The 18136-nt window shown below is 64.3% G+C and carries 20 protein-coding genes; 17 read left to right on the plus strand and 3 right to left on the minus strand.

Going from position 1 to position 18136, the window contains the following annotated elements; genetic code table 11:
• Positions 1 to 309 precede the first annotated feature (309 nt).
• From dsrA to AACH32_RS00840, 8 genes are all read left to right on the plus strand, one after another.
• On the plus strand, positions 310 to 1581 hold the full coding sequence (gene dsrA / locus AACH32_RS00805) for a dissimilatory-type sulfite reductase subunit alpha (RefSeq protein WP_350341528.1): 1272 nt from the start codon (positions 310 to 312) through the stop codon (positions 1579 to 1581).
• Between the two features lie 23 nt (positions 1582 to 1604).
• The gene (gene dsrB / locus AACH32_RS00810) at positions 1605 to 2690 is read left to right on the plus strand and encodes a dissimilatory-type sulfite reductase subunit beta (RefSeq protein WP_338604382.1); all 1086 of its coding nucleotides are present in this window, start codon (positions 1605 to 1607) and stop codon (positions 2688 to 2690) included.
• A gap of 145 nt (positions 2691 to 2835) precedes the next feature.
• Positions 2836 to 3213: a pyridoxamine 5'-phosphate oxidase family protein gene (locus AACH32_RS00815; protein WP_338604385.1), complete on the plus strand. Its 378-nt coding sequence runs from the start codon at positions 2836 to 2838 to the stop codon at positions 3211 to 3213.
• Positions 3214 to 3278: 65 nt separating this feature from the next.
• The gene (locus AACH32_RS00820) at positions 3279 to 3791 is read left to right on the plus strand and encodes a hypothetical protein (protein ID WP_338604388.1); all 513 of its coding nucleotides are present in this window, start codon (positions 3279 to 3281) and stop codon (positions 3789 to 3791) included.
• Between the two features lie 815 nt (positions 3792 to 4606).
• The gene (locus tag AACH32_RS00825; protein WP_338604390.1) at positions 4607 to 5986 is read left to right on the plus strand and encodes a cobyrinate a,c-diamide synthase; all 1380 of its coding nucleotides are present in this window, start codon (positions 4607 to 4609) and stop codon (positions 5984 to 5986) included.
• 81 nt (positions 5987 to 6067) lie between these two features.
• On the plus strand, positions 6068 to 6307 hold the full coding sequence (locus tag AACH32_RS00830; RefSeq protein WP_338604392.1) for a dissimilatory sulfite reductase D family protein: 240 nt from the start codon (positions 6068 to 6070) through the stop codon (positions 6305 to 6307).
• 121 nt (positions 6308 to 6428) lie between these two features.
• Positions 6429 to 7079: a tetratricopeptide repeat protein gene (locus AACH32_RS00835; protein WP_338604395.1), complete on the plus strand. Its 651-nt coding sequence runs from the start codon at positions 6429 to 6431 to the stop codon at positions 7077 to 7079.
• A 196-nt stretch (positions 7080 to 7275) separates the two neighbouring features.
• Positions 7276 to 7461 carry a ferredoxin gene (locus AACH32_RS00840; protein WP_338604397.1) on the plus strand — a complete coding sequence of 62 codons (186 nt, stop codon included), beginning with the start codon at positions 7276 to 7278 and terminating at the stop codon, positions 7459 to 7461.
• 348 nt (positions 7462 to 7809) lie between these two features.
• Here the strand turns inward: AACH32_RS00840 and AACH32_RS00845 are convergent, their stop codons facing one another.
• The 3 genes from AACH32_RS00845 to AACH32_RS00855 form a co-directional block, all read right to left on the minus strand.
• Entirely contained in the window at positions 7810 to 8220 is a 411-nt protein-coding gene (locus tag AACH32_RS00845) for a cytochrome c3 family protein (RefSeq protein ID WP_338604399.1), read from the minus strand.
• 147 nt (positions 8221 to 8367) lie between these two features.
• On the minus strand, positions 8368 to 9174 hold the full coding sequence (gene mazG / locus AACH32_RS00850) for a nucleoside triphosphate pyrophosphohydrolase (protein WP_338604401.1): 807 nt from the start codon (positions 9172 to 9174) through the stop codon (positions 8368 to 8370).
• Positions 9171 to 9722, minus strand: coding sequence for a CvpA family protein (locus AACH32_RS00855; RefSeq protein ID WP_338604404.1), 552 nt, complete (start codon positions 9720 to 9722; stop codon positions 9171 to 9173). The genes mazG and AACH32_RS00855 overlap by 4 nt, the downstream gene beginning before the upstream one ends.
• Positions 9723 to 9950: 228 nt before the next feature.
• Here AACH32_RS00855 and AACH32_RS00860 point away from each other — a divergent pair, with 228 nt between their 5' ends.
• The 9 genes from AACH32_RS00860 to cimA all read left to right on the plus strand — a co-directional run bounded on the left by AACH32_RS00860 (position 9951) and on the right by cimA (position 17942).
• Positions 9951 to 10370, plus strand: a complete 420-nt coding sequence (locus tag AACH32_RS00860) for a secondary thiamine-phosphate synthase enzyme YjbQ (protein WP_338604407.1) — start codon at positions 9951 to 9953, stop codon at positions 10368 to 10370.
• Between the two features lie 6 nt (positions 10371 to 10376).
• Complete coding sequence (locus AACH32_RS00865) at positions 10377 to 11345, plus strand: PhoH family protein (RefSeq protein ID WP_338604411.1); 969 nt, start codon at positions 10377 to 10379, stop codon at positions 11343 to 11345.
• Entirely contained in the window at positions 11342 to 11776 is a 435-nt protein-coding gene (ybeY, locus tag AACH32_RS00870) for an rRNA maturation RNase YbeY (RefSeq protein ID WP_338604413.1), read from the plus strand. The genes AACH32_RS00865 and ybeY overlap by 4 nt, the downstream gene beginning before the upstream one ends.
• A gap of 69 nt (positions 11777 to 11845) precedes the next feature.
• Entirely contained in the window at positions 11846 to 12604 is a 759-nt protein-coding gene (locus tag AACH32_RS00875; protein WP_338604415.1) for a pyridoxine 5'-phosphate synthase, read from the plus strand.
• A gap of 21 nt (positions 12605 to 12625) precedes the next feature.
• Entirely contained in the window at positions 12626 to 13003 is a 378-nt protein-coding gene (acpS, locus tag AACH32_RS00880; protein ID WP_338604417.1) for a holo-ACP synthase, read from the plus strand.
• Positions 13000 to 14583 (plus strand): NAD(P)H-hydrate dehydratase, encoded by a 1584-nt coding sequence (locus tag AACH32_RS00885; protein WP_338604419.1) that lies wholly within the window; start codon positions 13000 to 13002, stop codon positions 14581 to 14583. The genes acpS and AACH32_RS00885 overlap by 4 nt, the downstream gene beginning before the upstream one ends.
• 34 nt (positions 14584 to 14617) lie before the next feature.
• On the plus strand, positions 14618 to 15100 hold the full coding sequence (gene tsaE / locus AACH32_RS00890; protein WP_338604422.1) for a tRNA (adenosine(37)-N6)-threonylcarbamoyltransferase complex ATPase subunit type 1 TsaE: 483 nt from the start codon (positions 14618 to 14620) through the stop codon (positions 15098 to 15100).
• Position 15101: 1 nt separating this feature from the next.
• Positions 15102 to 16349, plus strand: coding sequence for an aspartate kinase (locus AACH32_RS00895; protein ID WP_338604424.1), 1248 nt, complete (start codon positions 15102 to 15104; stop codon positions 16347 to 16349).
• 3 nt (positions 16350 to 16352) lie between these two features.
• The gene (gene cimA / locus AACH32_RS00900) at positions 16353 to 17942 is read left to right on the plus strand and encodes a citramalate synthase (protein WP_338604426.1); all 1590 of its coding nucleotides are present in this window, start codon (positions 16353 to 16355) and stop codon (positions 17940 to 17942) included.
• Positions 17943 to 18136: the final 194 nt, after the last annotated feature.

An 18136-nucleotide genomic window follows, 5' to 3' on the forward strand; every position in this document is an offset into this window, starting at 1 on the left:
TGGTGACTTGAAATAATAACCGCCGGTCGCCCTGGGGGCAAGCGAGGTTGTTTTTTGGTTGACATGCCTGGTGGGCCTTCCTATAATCGCGCCATTGTGAATATAGGGACTTACGGTTCCGTCTTGGAAAAACGTAAAGTTAGCCAAGCTATTCTCGACGGCAGTATTCCGCCTCCCGGGTAAGGGCGTTTAACCCCCCCAGGAAGCGGGTTCAACATATATGGGGCGGGGCCGTTTTGACGGCCCTCCCCGAACAATGAACCAAGGCAAGTCCAAACTCTCAGCAAAGAATCACGGAGGTTTTTTCTCATGGCTAAAATGCATGACACTCCGATGCTCGACGAGTTGACTAAGGGGCCTTGGCCTAGCTTCGTTACGGATATCAAAAAAGCGGCGGAAGCCGGTAATGAAGCCTGTGCCGACCTCTTGGGCCAACTCGAGCTCTCCTACAAAGACAAGGAGGGCCACTGGAAGCACGGCGGTATCGTGGGCGTTCTGGGATACGGCGGCGGCGTCATCGGCCGTTACTCCGACGTTCCCGACCTGTTCCCCGGCGTGGAGCACTTCCACACCCTGCGCGTGAACCAGCCTGCGTCCAAGTTCTACAAGACCGAGCGCCTGCGCGAGGTCATGGAGATCTGGAACAACCGTGGTTCGGGCATGCTCAACATGCACGGCTCCACCGGCGACATGGTGCTTCTGGGCGCCTTCACCGAGGAGCTGGAGCCCATCTTCGCCGAGCTGACCCAAAAGGGTTGGGACCTGGGCGGCTCCGGTTCCGCTCTGCGGACCCCGGCCTGCTGCGTGGGCAAGGCCCGCTGTGAGTTTGCTTGCATCGACACCCAGGACATCTGCTACTCCTTGACCCAGGAGTATCAGGACGAGATGCACCGTCCGGCTTGGCCTTACAAGTTCAAGTTCAAGATCGACGGTTGCCCCAACTGCTGCGTGGCCTCCCTGGCCCGCTCCGACTGTGCCATCATCGGTACCTGGCGCGATGACATCCGCATCGACCAGGAAGCCGTGGCCGCCTACGTGGGCGGCGAGATCGCGGCCCACGGCGGCGCCAACGGCGCCGACGCCAAGCTGGACATCAAGGCCGACGTCATCGACCTGTGCCCCACCGGCTGCATGTTCTACGAGGACGGCAAGCTGACCATCAACAACGCCGAGTGCACCCGCTGCATGCACTGCATCAACGTGATGCCTCGCGCCCTGCGCCCCGGTCTGGATACCGGCGCCAGCATCCTGGTCGGCGCCAAGGCTCCGATCCTCGAAGGCGCCCAGATGGGTTCGCTGATCATCCCCTTCATCAAGATGGAAGAGCCCTACGACGAGTTCAAGGAGTTCGTCGAGAAGATGTGGGACTGGTGGGATGAGAACGGCAAGAACCGCGAGCGCATCGGCGAGCTGATCCAGCGCCTGGGCCTGTCCGCGTTCATCGAGGCCGTCGAGCTCAAGCCCATCCCGCAGATGGTCAAGGAGCCTCGTTCCAACCCCTACATCTTCTACAAAGAGGATGAGGTGCCTGGTGGCTTCGAGCGCGATATCGCTGATTACCGCAAGAAGCACGCCCGCTAAAGGCTCAAAGGAGGTTTTATAAAATGGCAGAATTCCAAGCCAACAAAATCACCGACATTGGGCCGCCTAAATACGACGAGATGTGGCCCCAGGTGATCAAGGACAACTACGGCAAGTGGCTGTATCACGACATCCTCGAGCCCGGCGTGCTGGTGCACGTGTCCGAGTCCGGCGCCAAGGTCTGGTCCCTGCGTTGCGGCGCCACCCGGCTCATGACCACCATGTTCCTGGAGCAGGTCTGCAAGCTGGCCGACGAGTACTGCGGCGGTTTCTTCCGCTTCACCACTCGTAACAACATCGAGTTCATCGTCAGCGACGAGTCCAAGCTGGAGCCCCTGAAGAAGGCCCTGGCCGACAACGGCGCGCTGCCCTTGGGCGGCACCGGCGCCGGCGTCACCAACATCGTCCACACCCAGGGGTGGGTCCACTGCCACACCCCGGCCATCGACGCCTCCGGCGTGGTCAAGGCCGTCATGGACGAGTTGTTCGACTACTTCAACTCCCACAAGCTGCCGGCCCAGGTGCGCATCTCCCTGGCCTGCTGCCTGAACATGTGCGGCGCCGTGCACTGCTCGGATATCTCCATCCTGGGCGTGCACCGCAAGCCTCCCGTGATCGAGCACAGCCACCTGGACAAGATGTGCGAAATCCCCACCACCATCGCTGCTTGCCCCACCGCGGCCATCAAGCCCAACAAGGTGGACGAGTTCAAGTCGGTGGCGGTGAACGCCGACCGCTGCATGTTCTGCGGCAACTGCTACACCATGTGCCCCGCCATGCCCCTGGCCGACGCCGCGGGCGACGGCATCGCCCTGTGGGTGGGCGGCAAGGTGTCCAACGCCAAGAGCATGCCCATGTTCTCCAAGCTGGCCGTGCCCTACATCCCCAACGAGCCTCCTCGTTGGCCCACCACGGTCAACACCATCAAGAAGATCGTTGAGGTCTACGCCGGCGACGCCATGAAGTATGAGCGCGTGGGTGAATGGGCCCAGCGGATCGGGTGGGAGAAGTTCTTCGAGAAGACCGGTCTCGAGTTCAGCCACCACCACATCGACGACTACCGCTTCGCCGCCACCACCTGGCGGACCTCGACCCAGTTCAAGTGGTAGCCGCCTAGCGCCTAGGCGCTAAGCTCGAAAGCACGCCGCCCGGGGATTCGTCCCCGGGCGGTTTTTTGTGGGGCGCGCCCGGTCCGTGCTACCCTGGAGGAAAACGTAAATCCGCCTCGGGGCCGTTAACAACGGGAGGTTTTCCATGGAGCTTAAAGATTATTTCGCCAACGCCAAGGGCCTGGGAGTGCTATCCACCGCCGACGGCCAGGGCCGGGTGGACGCGGCCGTGTACTCGCGGCCCCATTTCATCGATCAGGAAACCGTGGCCTTCATCATGCCCGACCGCCTGACCCACCAAAACCTGCTGGCCAACCCCCACGCGGCCTACCTGTTCGCCGAGGAGGGCTTCAACACCCGGGGCCGCCGCCTGTTCCTCACCAAGCTGCGCGAGGAAAAGGATAGCGAGCTCTTGGCCCAGCTGCGCCGGGGCCACCATGGCCGCGAGGCCACCGAGCGCTACCTGGTGTTTTTTAAGATCGACCAGGTGCTGCCGCTCATCGGACCGGGGGAGGAGGACTAGGGCACGCCCGGATCGCCCAGGACCTGGGACAAAGCAAGTGGCTGGGGGACGCCGGGAATATAAAGGTGTCCGTACAGGGCGGCGTGGGCTTGGAGGCCGGGGGCGAATTAACCGTACAGGTTCCCAAGCTTCCTGAGGAGCAAAAAAGCACTTTTGAGCTGATATGGGAGGGGCTTAAACCACTGTCAGGAGCCATAGAAGAAAGTATGCGTAAGGATGGCTTTAAAATGTTGAATGGCCTTCTATTTGGACTTCATGGGTGGTGGATTATCAAAACAAAATCAGCATATCTGATAGTAGAGGATGTTGGTAACGCATTAACGTTGGCTGCGCCAGAATATGGTAAAATACGAGCTGTTAAATCACTAAAAACGCTAATAGGGGAGCGAAATGCAGAACACGCTGCAAGTATGTTGGATGTGATGACCTACGATAGCCCTCTAGCGACCATAGAAAAGGCAAAACAGCGAGTTAATGAGCTAGGAGGCTTAGCTTTAAAAATTGGCAGTCAAGTTGAGGCCGCTGAAAAGGAACTGGATGCCTCCAATTCTAAAGGAAAATTAGGCAACTTAAAATAGCTGGCAAGTACCAAACAAAAACTCGTATTCAAATATTGGTTAATATGAGTTAGTCCGTTTGCCTGCTGAGGGGGGGAAATTTGAATTGTTGCTATTTGGTGATGGTAATCTAAATTTCTTAAACATCAGCGCGGCATACAGCCAATTAAATAGCGCGTGGCTGTTTGTTTGGTTGATGCCGATCTGTTTAGTAGTAGAGAGTGCAATAACATACATATATTTTAGGCGGATAAAACGATACCCGTCTGCAGAAGATAAGTTGGCTGGGCTGCGGAAGTATTGGAAAATAATGGTTGTTAAGATTTTGGTTGCTATTGGGTTATATTGGTATGCACTTGACTATATTGGGGCGCCGTATTCCCCTGTTCTTCTAAACAGAATATACTATTATTATCTTTACACTTTTGTGGTATTTATTGCATTCTTTAGCTATTTAATGAATACTTTTTTTCTATTTTGTCTGGTAAAAAGAGTAATAGATAATGTGCTATTTTAGTGGTTAATCATCCGAAATAGCATAGTCGTTAAGTTTTAAATGGCGAAAGGATTGAATATGTTCAAGGTATTGATTTTCTACCGTCATTAACTTGTAAAGCAGATGGTTTTTTTCGACTTTTCCCTACTTACGCCCGGCCAGGTCATCAACCTCAAACACAGCAACGTATTCTATGTCTACCCCGCCCCGCGCCTGAGCCCGGCCGGGGGCCCGCAAAACTTGCGCCCGCCGCTTGCCAGGGAGGCGGCCAGGGGTTATGTATGCATAGTCAAGTTTTGCACAAAACCCGTTGGCCCCTTACTCCCGGCGCGAGGCACGGATGCCCCCGGTTCCCCCCCGCATAGTGGTGGCCGCCCTCAGGGGCGGCAGCGGCAAGACCACCCTCACCCTGGGCCTGATTCAGGCCCTGGCCGACCTGGGTCTGTCCGTGGCTCCCTTCAAGAAGGGCCCGGACTACATCGACCCCTTCTGGCTCTCCGAGGCCGCCGGAGCCCCCTGCCGCAACCTGGACCCCTATCTCATGGGCGGGCCGCAGATACGCCGCTCCTTCGCCCACTTCTCCCGGGGCTGCCAGACGGCGGTGATCGAGGGCAACCGGGGCCTGTTCGACGGCATGGACACGGTGGGTTCCTATTCCACCGCCGAGCTGGCCAAGACGCTTGAGGCCCCGGTGGTGATGGCCCTGGATTGCACCATGACCAGCCGCAGCGTGGCCGCCGTGGCCCTGGGATGCCAGAAATACGACCCCGAGCTCGACCTGGCCGGTTTCATCCTCAACCCGGTGGGCACCGCCCGTCAGGAGGGGGTGGTGCGCCGGGCGGTGGAAGAGGCCACCGGCCTGCCGGTGCTGGGCGCGGTGCCCCGGCTCAAGCTGGACATGCCCCAGCGGCACATGGGCCTGGTGCCCCCCCAGGAGCACGCCCGGGTGGCCGAGGCTCTGCACCAGGCGGCGCGCAGCGTGGCCGCCCACGTGGATTTGGAGCGGCTCAGGGACATCATGGCCCAGGCCCCGGCCTGGAGCGAGGACGAGCCCCCCGAGGGGCTGCTGCCCGCCAGCCCGCCCAGCGGTCCCCGGCCCCGCATCGGGGTGGTGCGCGACGCGGCCTTCGGCTTCTACTACCCCGAGAACCTGGAGGCCCTGGCCAACCACGGGGCCGACCTGGTGTTCTGCTCGGCCCTCATGGACCCGGCCCTGCCGGAGGTGGACGCCCTGTATTTGGGCGGGGGCTTTCCCGAGACCCACGCCCCGGCCCTGGCGGCCAACGCCGCCTTCCGGGCCTCGCTGGCTGCCGCCGCCGAGGCGGGCCTGCCCATCTACGCCGAGTGCGGCGGGCTGATGTACCTGGGCCGCCGTCTGGTGGTGGATGGCCAGGCCTGGGACATGGCCGGGGTGCTGCCGCTGGATTTCGTCATGAAACGCCGCCCCCAGGGCCACGGCTACACCCTGTGCCAGGTGGAAAAGCCCAATCCCTTTTGGCCGGTGGGTTACGAGTTCAAGGCCCATGAGTTCCACTACTCCGAGCCCCATCCCCTGCCCGGCGCCGAGCTGGAGCTGGCCTACCGGGTGCGGCGGGGCAAGGGGCTCATCGGCGACATGGGCGGGCTAATGCGCCGCAAGGTGCTCGGAACCTACCACCACGTGCATGTTTTGGGCTCGCCGGGGTGGGCCCCGGGGCTGCTGCAAGCGGCCAAGGGTTAGGAATAACTTGACACCACGGCCATCCCTGGCTATGGTGTCCCGTGTTGTGAAAAAAGCTCCAATCCTGGGAGGAAATAGCTGATGGCTACCGATCAAGAAATCCGCGACCTCGTCATCAAGGTCATGGAAAAGAAGCAAAAACGCATGATGATGAAGGACCTGCTCAAGGAGGTCCAGAAGCTGGACGAAAGCGTGGAGAAGCGGCCCTTGAAGAAGGTGACCACCGCCATGATCCAGGACCAAACCCTGCAGTACTGGTCCAGCGGTTCCACCACTTACTTCGCTCTGCCCGGCGGCAAGCACGCCGAGGGCGAGGACTAAACCTTCGCCAGCTCCGGCCCCGGTAAGGGGCCTTTTTCCTCCGCCATAGACCGGGCCGGCAGGTTCGTTCCCTGGCGGAGGGTTGTTTTTTTGGGGCGCGTCCCCTGATAGCCGAGGACCCATGAGCAAGATAGAAAACCCCAGCGGAATCCCGGAAGACGACTTTTTGCGGGAGGGCCTGGTGGACCGGCTGACCCAGTATCTGGAAGCCGAGCCGGGCGCCTGGCACGTGCGCTACAACCTTGGGGTGGCCCTGATGCAGCAGGGCGACGTGGACGAGGCCCTGACCCAGTTCCGCCAGGTGATGGCCGAGTCTCCCAAGCACCTGGAGAGCATGGTCAACGTGGCGGCCATCCACCTGGGCAAGGGCCAGCCCGAGGAGGCGCTGCGGGTGCTCACCAACGCCCTCAAGGTTTGGGACATCCCCATGGTGCGGGCCAACCTGGGCGTGGCCTATCTGCAGATGGACCGCCTGGAAGAGGCGGCCTATCATCTCAAGGAAGCGGTAAACGGCGCGCCCAACATGCCCGACGCCCTTACCAACCTGAGCACCGTTTTCTTGCGCACCGGAGAGACGGACAGGGCCGAGCAGGCCGCCCGCCAGGCCCTGGAGGTCAACGCCAACTTCGCAATGGCCCACAACAACCTGGCGGTTATCCTGAGCGAAAAGGGCGACACCGACCAGGCCCGCTTTCATGCGGTGCGGGCCCGGGAGCTGGGCTACGAGGTGCATCCCCAACTCGCCGAGCAGTTGGGCCTGCCCCAGGCCTGAGGCGGCGAAAAGGGGAGGAAATTATTCACTTGACCAAACGGCTTCTGACCGTTATTGACAAGAAGTGATTTTCATCCCCAGCGGCTCCAGGCGGTTGGGCTAGTGCCGCGATGCCGCCCCTTGGGGGCGGGGGCATAATAGTTTTACTAGAGAATTCGGGGGATCCCGAACAACTTCGCCAAGCAAGGAGGACATTATGTTCGAGGTGGTGGTTGATACCGACAAGTGCATCGGCGACGAGGAATGCGTAGAGGTTTGCCCGGTCGACGTGTATGAGATGCAGGACGGCAAGGCCGTGCCGGTCAACGCCGAGGAGTGCCTGGGCTGCGAGAGCTGTATCGAGGTGTGCGAGCAGGACGCCATTACCGTGACCGAGGTCTAAGCGCCCTCCGCCAGCGAAAGCTTTACGCCGCGCTCCGGTCCTGGTGACCGGGGCGCGGTTTTTTTATGCCCCGGCGCTCTCAGGCGACGGCATACTGCGTTGCCGGCTGCTCTCGGACCTCGGCGTAGTTCTGCCTACGCCTGCGGTCCTCGCTGGCCGGGCGCCTTGTCTGCCGTCGCCTGAGAGCGCCGGACTCAACCGGGCTACCGGCATAGCGCGTTGCTTGGTGGGGCTTCCAGGTCGGTGGTGGGGCCGCCGGTGACTGACGAAGCCGGACAAAATAAAAGAGGGCCGGTCCCAAGGACCGGCCCTCCTTACCCTCTCTAAATCGCGTCTAGCGAACGAGGCCTACTTGGGATGGCACTCGTTACACTTGGTGGGGCCCTTCTTGGCCTCCTTGTGGCAAGACTTGCAGTTGTCGTGGAAGGCGTTGTTCAGGCTGAGCATCTTGCCTTGGTTCTTCTTGGGGCTGGTGTGGCAAGTGTCGCACTTGGCCACCTTGTCGCCGTCCTTGAAGACGTTCTTGCCATCTTTGTAAGTGTGGTGACACTCGGTGCAGGCCAGCTTGTAGTCCACGGAGTGCTTCTTGTGGGTGAACTCCACCGCACTCTTCTTGGGCTTCTTGAATAGCGAATCCTGGATCTTGAAGCTGTCGGGCACCTTGCCAGACTTAGTGTCCTGGGCAATGGCCGCCGTGCTCATGAGCGCCGCCACGGCAAAAGCCAACGCCACCAATACGGCGATGCTGCTTTTCTTCATATCCCTGTAACCTCCCCGGTTGCTACGAGCTTTATAAAAAGCGAAAACCTTCACTAGTTGCGCAATATATAGGACACGGAGCGGGGGCTTGTCAAGGGTTTTCCCCAGAAAGCCATTCACCTAACCCCTTGATAAATAATACTGCCTTTACTCTGAATCTTCCAGGGGATTCTCCTGGGCCTTGGCCGCGGCCCATAGCTCTTCCCGCTCCTCGTGGCTCATTTGATCCAGGGCGCGGCCCTGCCGGGCGGCCAGGGCCTCCATGGCCCTGAAGCGCCGGGTGAAGCGCCGGTTGGCCGTGCGCAGGGCGGCCTCGGCCCCCAGGCCCCGGTGGCGGGCCCACTGGGCCCAGGAAAAGAGCACGTCGCCCAGCTCGGCCGTCTCCCCTTGCGGCCCGGCCGAGGCCAACTCCTCGGTTTCCTCCTCGATTTTTTCCCACACCCCGGCCGCGTCGTCCCAGTCGAAGCCCACCTTGGCCGCCTTGGAGCCCAGGCGCTGGGCCCGGAGCAGGGCGGGGGCCCCCAGGGGCACGCTGTCCAGCAGGCCCCGGCCGGTGCCCCGGCGCTCCTCGCGCTTTATCTCGCTCCAACGTTGGCGCACCTCCCCGGCGTCCCTGGCCCGGGCCTCGCCGAACACATGGGGATGGCGGCGCACCATCTTGGTCCGCACCTCATCGATCACCTCGGCCAGGTCGAAGTGCCCGGCCTCGGCGAAAAGCTGGGCCTGGAACACCACCTGGAACAACAGGTCGCCCAACTCGCCGCGCACCTCCTCGATGGTGCCTGACTCGATGGCCTCGGTGGCCTCGTAGGCCTCTTCCAATAGATAGGCCGCCGCGCTGGCCGGGGTCTGTTCCCGGTCCCAGGGGCAGCCGTCCGGGGCGCGCAAACGCGCCGCCAACTCGGCCAGGGCCTCCAGGGCCCGGCCCGCGCTTTCCCGGCCTTGCTGGCTCATGGCTTTTGTTTCTGGGCGGGTTCCGGCTTGATGAGGCCGGCCTTCTTTTGCAGGTTGCCGAGCAGGTTTTCGGGGATCATGTCCTTGATGAAGTTGCCCGCCCGCACCACGTAGGGCGAGACCATGGATTTTTGCAGGGGCTCCAGGGTCTTGAAGGGATTGACCAACAGCAGCAGGTTGATGAGCAGGTAGCAGATCAAAAGGCCCTTCACCAGCCCCACCCCGGCGCCCAATAGGCGGTCCAGGCCCGAAAGGGGGCCGGACAGGATGAGGCGATGCAGCATGCTGCCGATATACAGGAATATGGAAAACACCACCAAAAGGATTATCGCGAAGGCCACGGCGGGCCACCAGGCGGCCTTGACGGCGGAGAGGTCGGCCAGCATCCGGCCCAGGGGCTCGTAGAACATCACGCTGGCCACGATGGCGGCCACCGCGCCCACCAGGCCGATGACTTCGCGCACGAAGCCGCGCATCAGGGCCTTCACCAAAAAGAAGACCATGATGATCAACAGAGCCAAGTCGAGCAAGTTGGGTGTCTGCTGCATAATGAGACCACCTGTAGCACGGCGAAGGCTGAAAAGTCAAGAAGTTAGCAACGGGTCCCATTTTGATAGGCCAGTAAAAACAGTTGGTTGTGCGCCTTGTCCCTTGCGATGCCTCTCGCCGGGCTTGTTGCTAGGGCGGGTGGGTGCATGGTAAAGGTTGTTTAGCCCGCATATATCATGAGGGCCGGGTGTCCGGCTGCGCCATGAAATATGCGGTCTGGAGATATCATGGCAATTTTTCGTCGGATTCTTGAGTTGGACGGCACGGCGGGCACCGACATTCACGAGGTGACCGGCCAGGTGGCCGAGGTGGCGGCCGCGAGCGGCCTGGCCCAGGGCCTGGTGTCGGTGTTCACCCCCGGCTCCACCGCGGCGGTGACCACCATCGAACATGAATCCGGCGCCCTGAGCGACCTGCGCCGCCTGTTGGAGGATCTGGCCCCGGCGGCGGGCGAGTATGCCCACAACCTGCGCTGGGGCGACGGCAACGGCTACAGCCACCTGCGCGCCGCCCTGCTGGGCCCCTCGCTCACCGTGCCCCTGGAGGGGGGCCGCCCGCTGTCGGGCACCTGGCAGCAGATCGTGGTGTTGGATTTCGACAACCGGCCCCGCCGCCGCCAGGTGGTGGTGAGCGTCGTGGGCGAGTAGGGGAATATGAGCCAGAGCCAAGAGCTTCGCCTGAGCTTTGCCGATCACGAGGCGCTGCGCACCCTTTTGGGGGCGCGCGACGCCCATCTGCGCCTGTTGGCCGCCGCCGCCGGGGTCAAGGCCCGCTCCCGGGGCGGAGAGATAACCCTGAGCGGCGAGCCCGAGGCCCTGGAGCTGACCGCCCTGGCCCTGAGGCAGCTCTACGACCTGATCCAGCAGGGCTACCCGGTCTACGAGATGGACGTGGAGTTCGCCTACCGCATCCTGAGCTCCGACCCCACGGCCCAGTTCAAGGACATCTTCCTGGACCAGGTCTACCTCACCGGCAAGAACCGCATCATCAGCCCCAAGACCCTGAACCAAAAGAGATACCTGGAGGCCATCCGGGCCCACGACATCGTCTTCGGCATCGGCCCGGCGGGCACCGGCAAGACCTACCTGGCCATGGCCATGGCCGTGGACAGCCTGCTCAAGGGCCAGGTGGACCGCATCGTGCTGGCCCGCCCGGCGGTGGAGGCCGGGGAAAAGCTGGGCTTTTTGCCCGGCGATTTGGCCGAGAAGGTCAACCCCTATCTGCGGCCCCTGTACGACGCCCTGCACGACATGATCGACTTCGACAAGGCGGGACGGCTCATGTCCAAGGGAGTGATCGAGGTGGCTCCCCTGGCCTTCATGCGCGGGCGCACCCTGAACAGCGCCTTCGTCATCCTGGACGAGGCCCAGAACTCCACCAGCGAACAGATGAAGATGTTCCTCACCCGGCTGGGCTTCGACTCCAAGGCGGTGATCACCGGCGATGTGACCCAGGTGGACCTGCCCGGCGGGGTGACCTCCGGCCTGGTCAGGGCCAGCCAGATCCTCAAGCACATCGATGGCATCGCCTTCGTGGACTTTGACGAACAAGACGTGGTGCGCCACCACCTGGTGCGCCAGATCATCAAGGCCTACGACAAGATGGGTAACGGTGGGGCATGAGCGTATTGCTGGATAATTCCTGGGAGGGCGGCGAGCTGCCCGCCGGGCTGATTGAGCGGGTACAGCGGGTGCTGGCCCTGGCCGGCCAGCCGCCGGAGGCCGAGCTGTCGCTGGTGATCTGCGGCGACGAGGAGATCGCGGCCATCAACCAAGAGTGGCTGAACCGCCAGGGCCCCACCAACGTCATCTCCTTTGCCCAGCACGAGGGCGAGGGCCCGGCGCTCAACCCGGAGATTCTGGGCGACGTGGTGGTGAGCGCCGACACCGCCCGCCGCGAGGCCGCCCAGCACGGCCTGGAGCCGGACGAACACTTGATGCGCCTGATAATTCACGGCATATTGCATATATTGGGACATGAGCACGAGCAGGGCGGCGAGCCCGCCCGCCTGATGGAAGCCAAGACCGAGGAACTGCTGGCGGCCAGCGCCTAGCAGGCGGCTCCGCAGACCGCGCGGCCCCGGCGAGCGGCCGGGCCGGATAGCAAGAAAGGAGGGTCGCCTGTGGCCCGTCTTAGCGTAAACGTCGATCACGTGGCAACCCTGCGCCAGGCCAGGGGCATAGACGAGCCCGACCCGGTGTGGGCGGCGGTGCTGGCCGAAAAGGCCGGGGCCGACGGCATCATCGTGCACCTTCGGGAAGACCGCCGGCACATCCAGGACCGCGACCTGTGGGTGCTCAAGCAGGTGGTCAAGGGCCAGCTCAACATGGAGATGGCCGCCACCGAGGAGATGGTCGGCATCGCCGGGGAGGTGCGCCCGGACATCTGCACCCTGGTGCCCGAAAAGCGCCAGGAGCTGACCACCGAGGGCGGCCTGGAGGTGGCGGGCAACCTGGAGAAGATGCGCGCGGTGGTGGGCTCGCTGCACGAGGCGGGCATCGCGGTGAGCCTGTTCATCGACCCCACCAGCGAGCAGATCAAGGCGGCCCACCAGTGCGAGGCCGAGGTGGTGGAGCTGCACACCGGGGCCTATTGCAACGCCCCGGACGAGCCCACCCGCCAAAAGCTCCTGAGCGCCCTGGAAGACTCGGCCCGCCTGGCCGCCCGCCTGGGGCTCAAGGTGGCCGCCGGCCACGGGCTCAACCTGCGCAACATTCATCCCCTGCTGGCCTTCCCCGACATCGAGGAATACTCCATCGGCCACTCCATCATCGCCCGGGCGGTGTTCGTGGGCCTGGAGCAAGCGGTGGGCGAGATGCTGGCCCTGGCCCGCAGCGCGGCCAGCCACGCCGCCGCCGAGGCGCCCCAGCGACGGCTGTAGGTCACGGGCGGAGTGAGCGGCATGATCGTGGGCATCGGCCTGGACCTGGCGGAAGTGGGGCGCATCGAGGCCTCGCTGGAGCGCTTTGGCCGGCGCTTTCTGGAGCGCTGCTTCACCCCGGAGGAGCGACAGACCTGCCTGGCCCGGCCCCGCCCCGCCTCGGCCCTGGCCATGCGCTTCGCGGCCAAGGAGGCCTTTTCCAAGGCCGCCGGACTGGGCATGCGCGGCCTGGGATGGCGGGAGATCGAGGTGGTGCACGACCCCAAGGGCAAGCCCTCCCTCAGGCTGCACGGGCGGGCTCTGGCCTGGATGGAGGCCAACGGGGTGCAGGCCTCCCATATCAGCCTCACCGACGAGGGCGGTTTCGCCGCGGCGGTGGTGGTATTGGAGAAAGCATGATTTTGGTTACCGCCGAACAGATGCGTTCTTGCGACCGCCGGACCATCGAGGAGATCGGCCTGCCGGGCCTGGTGCTCATGGAAAACGCGGCCCAGGGCGCGGTCCGGGTGCTGGTGGACCAGGTGGGCGAGCTGGAAGGGGTTCCGGTGGCGGTGTTGGCCGGCCGGGGCAACAACGGCGGCGACGGCCTGGCCATGGCCCGCATCCTGGCCAACCAGGGCGCGCTGTGCGACGTGTACCTCCTGGCCGAGACCGGCGCCCTAAAAGGCGACGCGGCCACCAACCTCCGGGTGGCCCAGGCCTGCGGGGTGCGGGTGGTGGAGGCCCCGGACGAGGCCGGCCTGGAGGCCCTGAGCGGCGAGATCGCCCGCCACGAGCTGTTCATCGACGCCTTGCTGGGCACCGGCCTGAGCAAGCCGGTGAGCGGGCGCTACCGGGCGGCCATCGAACTCTTGAATCAATTGGAAGCCCCGGTGCTGGCCGTGGACATCCCCAGCGGCCTGTGCGCCGACACCGGGGCGGTCTTGGGCGCGGCGGTGGTGGCCGATTTCACCGTGACCTTCGGCCTGGTCAAGCAGGGCCTGATCCTGGACGGGGCGGGGCACAGCGGCGAGCTGTTCTTGGTGGACATCTCCATACCCCCGGCGGTGGAAGACGATCTGGAGGTGGAGTGCCACCTGCTGGAGGCCGATTTGGCGGCGGCCCTAGTCAATCCCCGCCCGGCCGGGGCCCACAAGGGCTCCTTCGGCCATCTGCTGGTGCTGGGCGGCAGCCCCGGCAAAAGCGGGGCTCCCTGCCTGGCTGCCATGGGCGGCCTGCGCGCCGGGGCGGGCCTGGTCACCGCCTGCCTGCCCGAGGAATTGAACCTGGCGGCCGAGATCAAGCTGACCGCGGCCATGACCCGGCCCCTGGCCCAGAGCTCCCAGGGCGGCCTGGCCCTGGAGGTATTGCCCACCGTGCTGGAGCTGATGGCCGATTGCCAGGCCCTGGTGCTGGGCCCCGGTCTGGGCCGGGAGGGCGACTGCTTGGAACTGGCCCGGCGGCTGTGGGCCCAGTGCCCCGGCTCGCTGGTGGTAGACGCCGACGGCCTGTTCGCCCTGGCCGACGGCTGGGGCAAGGTGGCCTGCGGCGCGGCCCAGGCGGTGATAACCCCCCACCCCGGCGAGGCGGCCCGTTTGCTGGGTCTCACCACCGCCCAGGTGCAGGCCGACCGTTTGGGCGCGGCCCGCGCCCTGGCCTCCGTTGGCGGGGTGGTGGCGGTGCTCAAGGGGGCCCACACGATAATCGCCGAGCCCGGCGGGGCGGCCTGGATCAACCCCACCGGCGGCCCCTTGCTGGCCAGCGGCGGCAGCGGCGACGTGTTGGCCGGGGTCATCGGCGGGCTCATGGCCCAGGGCCTGGGCAGCCTGGAGGCGGCCCTGGTGGGCTGCTTTGTCCACGGCCTGGCCGCCGATCTGGCCGCCGAGGAATACGGCGAGCGGGGCCTGGCCGCCGAGGAACTGGCCGACTGGCTGCCCCGGGCCTTCGCCGCCCTGGAAGAGGCCGAGGTGGAGTTCTCTGAAGAGGGGGCCCCTTGCTAGGCGGCCAAGCCCATGGTAAATCGGAATCTATAGCATGAGTCCGCGACGCGCCCGCCTGACCAGGCAGTTGCGTGGCCCCGAGGCCACCCTGGCCTTGGGAGCCGCCCTGGGGCGTCTCTTGGCCCCCGGCGCGGTGGTGCTGTTGACCGGGCGCCTGGGCGCGGGCAAAACGGTCTTGGCCCGGGGCTTGGCCGCGGGCTTGGGGGTGAGCGCAGACTATGCCATAGTCTCGCCCACCTTCACTTTACTCAACCAGTATCCGGGCCGGGTGGCCTTTTTCCACGCCGACCTCTATCGCCTGGCCGGCGGCGAGGCGGCGGACCTGGAGCTTCTGGAAGAGGCCGCGGAAGGGGTGCTGGCCGTGGAGTGGGCCGAGCGGGCCCCGGAGCTGTGGCCTCCCCAGGCGATAAGCGTGGAGCTGATCGACCAGGGCGAGGGAGCCCGGCGGGCCGAGATTAGCGGACCCGAGGAAATAATCGGCAACCTGGATGAAGCGCTGGGGCGCGAGGAAATTTGAGATGGCCCTGATCGTGCAAAAATACGGCGGAACCTCGGTGGGCAGCATTGAGCGCATCAAGAACGTCGTGGCCAAGGTGAAGGACCGGGCCGAGGCGGGCAACCGGATGGTGGTGGTGCTCTCGGCCATGGCCGGGGTCACCGACAGCCTCATCAAGCTGGCCAAACAGATGAGCCCCAACCCGGCCGAGCGCGAGCTGGACGTGTTGATGGCCACCGGCGAGCAGCAGTCCGTGGCCCTGTTCAGCATGGCCGCCGCCGACATGGGCCTGCCCGCCGCCTCCCTGTTGGGCTTCCAGGCGGCCATCCTCACCGACCGCATGTTCGGCAAGGCCCGCATCACCGACGTGGAGACCGGGCGCATCCAGGAGCTTCTGGACGAGGGCAAGGTGGTGGTGGTGGCCGGTTTCCAGGGCCTGGACTGGGACAGCGGCGACGTGACCACCCTGGGCCGGGGCGGCTCCGACACCTCGGCCGTGGCCCTGGCCGCCGCCCTCAAGGCCGACGTCTGCGAGATCTTCACCGACGTGGAAGGTGTCTACACCACCGATCCCAACATGGTGCCCAGCGCCCGCAAGCTATCGGTCATCTCCTACGAGGAGATGCTGGAGATGGCCTCGCTGGGGGCCAAGGTTCTGGACATCCGCTCCGTGGAGTTCGCGGCCAAATTCGGCGTCAAGATTCACGTACGTTCCACCTTTACCGACCGGGAGGGCACCATGGTGGTTCCCGAAGACCAGATCACCGAAAAGCTGATTATCTCCGGCGTGGCCTACAACAAGAACGAGGCCAAGCTCACCGTCAAGGATGTTCCCGACCATCCGGGCATCGCCAGCCGGATTTTCACTCCCATAAGCCAGGCCGGCATCGTGGTGGACGTGATCATTCAAAACACCAGCGACGAAGGCAAGACCGACCTCACCTTCACCGTGCCCAAGACCGACTATGACAAGGCCAGGGGCATCCTGAGTCAGACCGCCCAGGAGATCGGCGCGGGCCAGGTGACCGGCAACACCGCCATCGCCAAGGTTAGCATCATCGGCATCGGCATGCGCAACCATTCCGGGGTGGCCACCAAGATGTTCACCACCCTGGCCAACGAGGGCATCAACATCATCACCATCAACACCAGCGAAATAAAGATCTCCTGCGTCATCGAGGAGAAATACACCGAGTTGGCGGTACGCGCCCTGCACGACGCCTTCGGTCTGGCCGAAGAGGCCGCGCCGGTGGCCGAGGATTTGGTATAAGTCATGCCTAGCGACAAATTGGCCGTCGAGCTTTACGACACCACCCTGCGCGACGGCACCCAAGCCGAAGGATTCATCCTTTCCCCCGAGGACAAGCTCAAGGTGGCCCGTTTTCTGGACCGCCTGGGCGTGGCCTACATCGAGGGCGGCTGGCCCGGCTCCAACCCCCGCGACCAGGAGTTTTTCTCCCGGGCCGGCGAACTGGCGCTCAAAAATTCCCAGCTGGTGGCCTTTGGCAGCACCCACCATGCCTCGCGCACCCCGGAAAACGATCCCAACCTGGCCGCGCTCATCGCCGCGCCGGTTGATATCTGCGCCCTGGTGGGCAAGAGCTGGGGCCGCCACGTGAGTGCCCAGCTCAAGATTCCCTTGGAGCAAAACCTGGAGATCGCCCGCAACAGCGTGGCCCATATGAGAGCCAACGGCCGCCGGGTGTTCTTTGACGCCGAGCACTTTTTCGACGGCTTGGCCGAAGATCCCGACTACACCATGGCGGTGCTCGGGGCCGCGGTGGAGGGCGGGGCCGAGGCCCTGGTACTCTGCGACACCAACGGCGGCTCCTTGCCCGCCTGGATCACCGAGGGCGTGGCCAAGGTGAAGGCCGCCTTCCCCGAGGTGACCATCGGCATCCATTGCCACAACGACGGCGATTTGGCCACGGCCAACACCCTGGCCGCCGTGGCCGCCGGGGCCCGCCAGGTGCAGGGCACCACCGGGGGCATGGGCGAGCGCTGCGGCAACGCCGACCTCACCGCCATCGCCCCGGCCCTGGAGCTCAAGATGGGCTACGCCTGCCTGCCCCCGGACCACCTGCGGCGGCTCACCGAGACCGCCCGCTACATCCGCGAGCAGGCCAACCAGCCCCCCCTGTCCTTCGCCCCCTACGTGGGCATCAGCGCCTTCAGCCACAAGGGCGGCCTGCACATCAGCGCGGTGGAAAAAGACCCCAGCCTCTACGAGCACGTGAACCCCGAGGCGGTGGGCAACGCCCGGCGCTATCTGCTCTCCGACCTGGCCGGGCGCGCCGCCCTGCTCAAGAAGATGGCCGACTGGGGCTACGAGCTGGCCCCGGACGATCCCCGGCTCAAGGAGCTGTTGGACGAGCTCAAGGAGCGCGAGAACGAGGGCTTCGCTTACGAGGCCGCCGAGGCCTCCCTGGAGCTTTTGGTCAACCGCCGCCTGAGCGGGCGGCCCAGCCGCTTCTTCGATCTGCTGGGTTTCCGCGTGGCCGACTACAAGCAGGCCGAGCACACCCCGCCCCAGGCCGAGGCCACGGTGCGGGTTAGGGTGGAGGGCGTGGAAGAGCACACCGCCGCCCTGGGCGACGGCCCGGTCAACGCCCTGGACCGCGCCATCCGCAAGGCCCTGTGCCGCTTCTACCCCACGCTAAACACCGTGCGCCTGGAAGACTACAAGGTCCGGGTGCTGGCCGGCAGCGCGGGCACCGAGGCCCGGGTGCGGGTGCTGGTGGAGTCCGGCGACGGCGAAAACCGCTGGGGCACCGTGGGCGTGAGCTTCGACGTGCTGGAGGCCTCCTGGCAGGCCTTGGGCGACGGCATCCGCTATAAGCTCTTCAAGATGATGCAAGGCTAGGCGCGGCTTCGCCAGGAAGCGCCAGGCTGCGTTGCAGGCGGCGCTCGCCTCCTCGGCGTATTGATATATACGCCTGCGGGTCTCGCTGGCCCGGCGCCTTGCCTGGCCCTCCCTGGCTGTGCCGCCAGATTAAAAGCGATAGCGTAGGTTGGGTTGAGCGCAGCGAAGCCCAACAATACCTCTGAGCAACGGGG

It is taken from the genome of Desulfoferula mesophila (genome assembly GCF_037076455.1).
Lineage (GTDB): Bacteria > Desulfobacterota > Desulfarculia > Desulfarculales > Desulfarculaceae > Desulfoferula > Desulfoferula mesophila.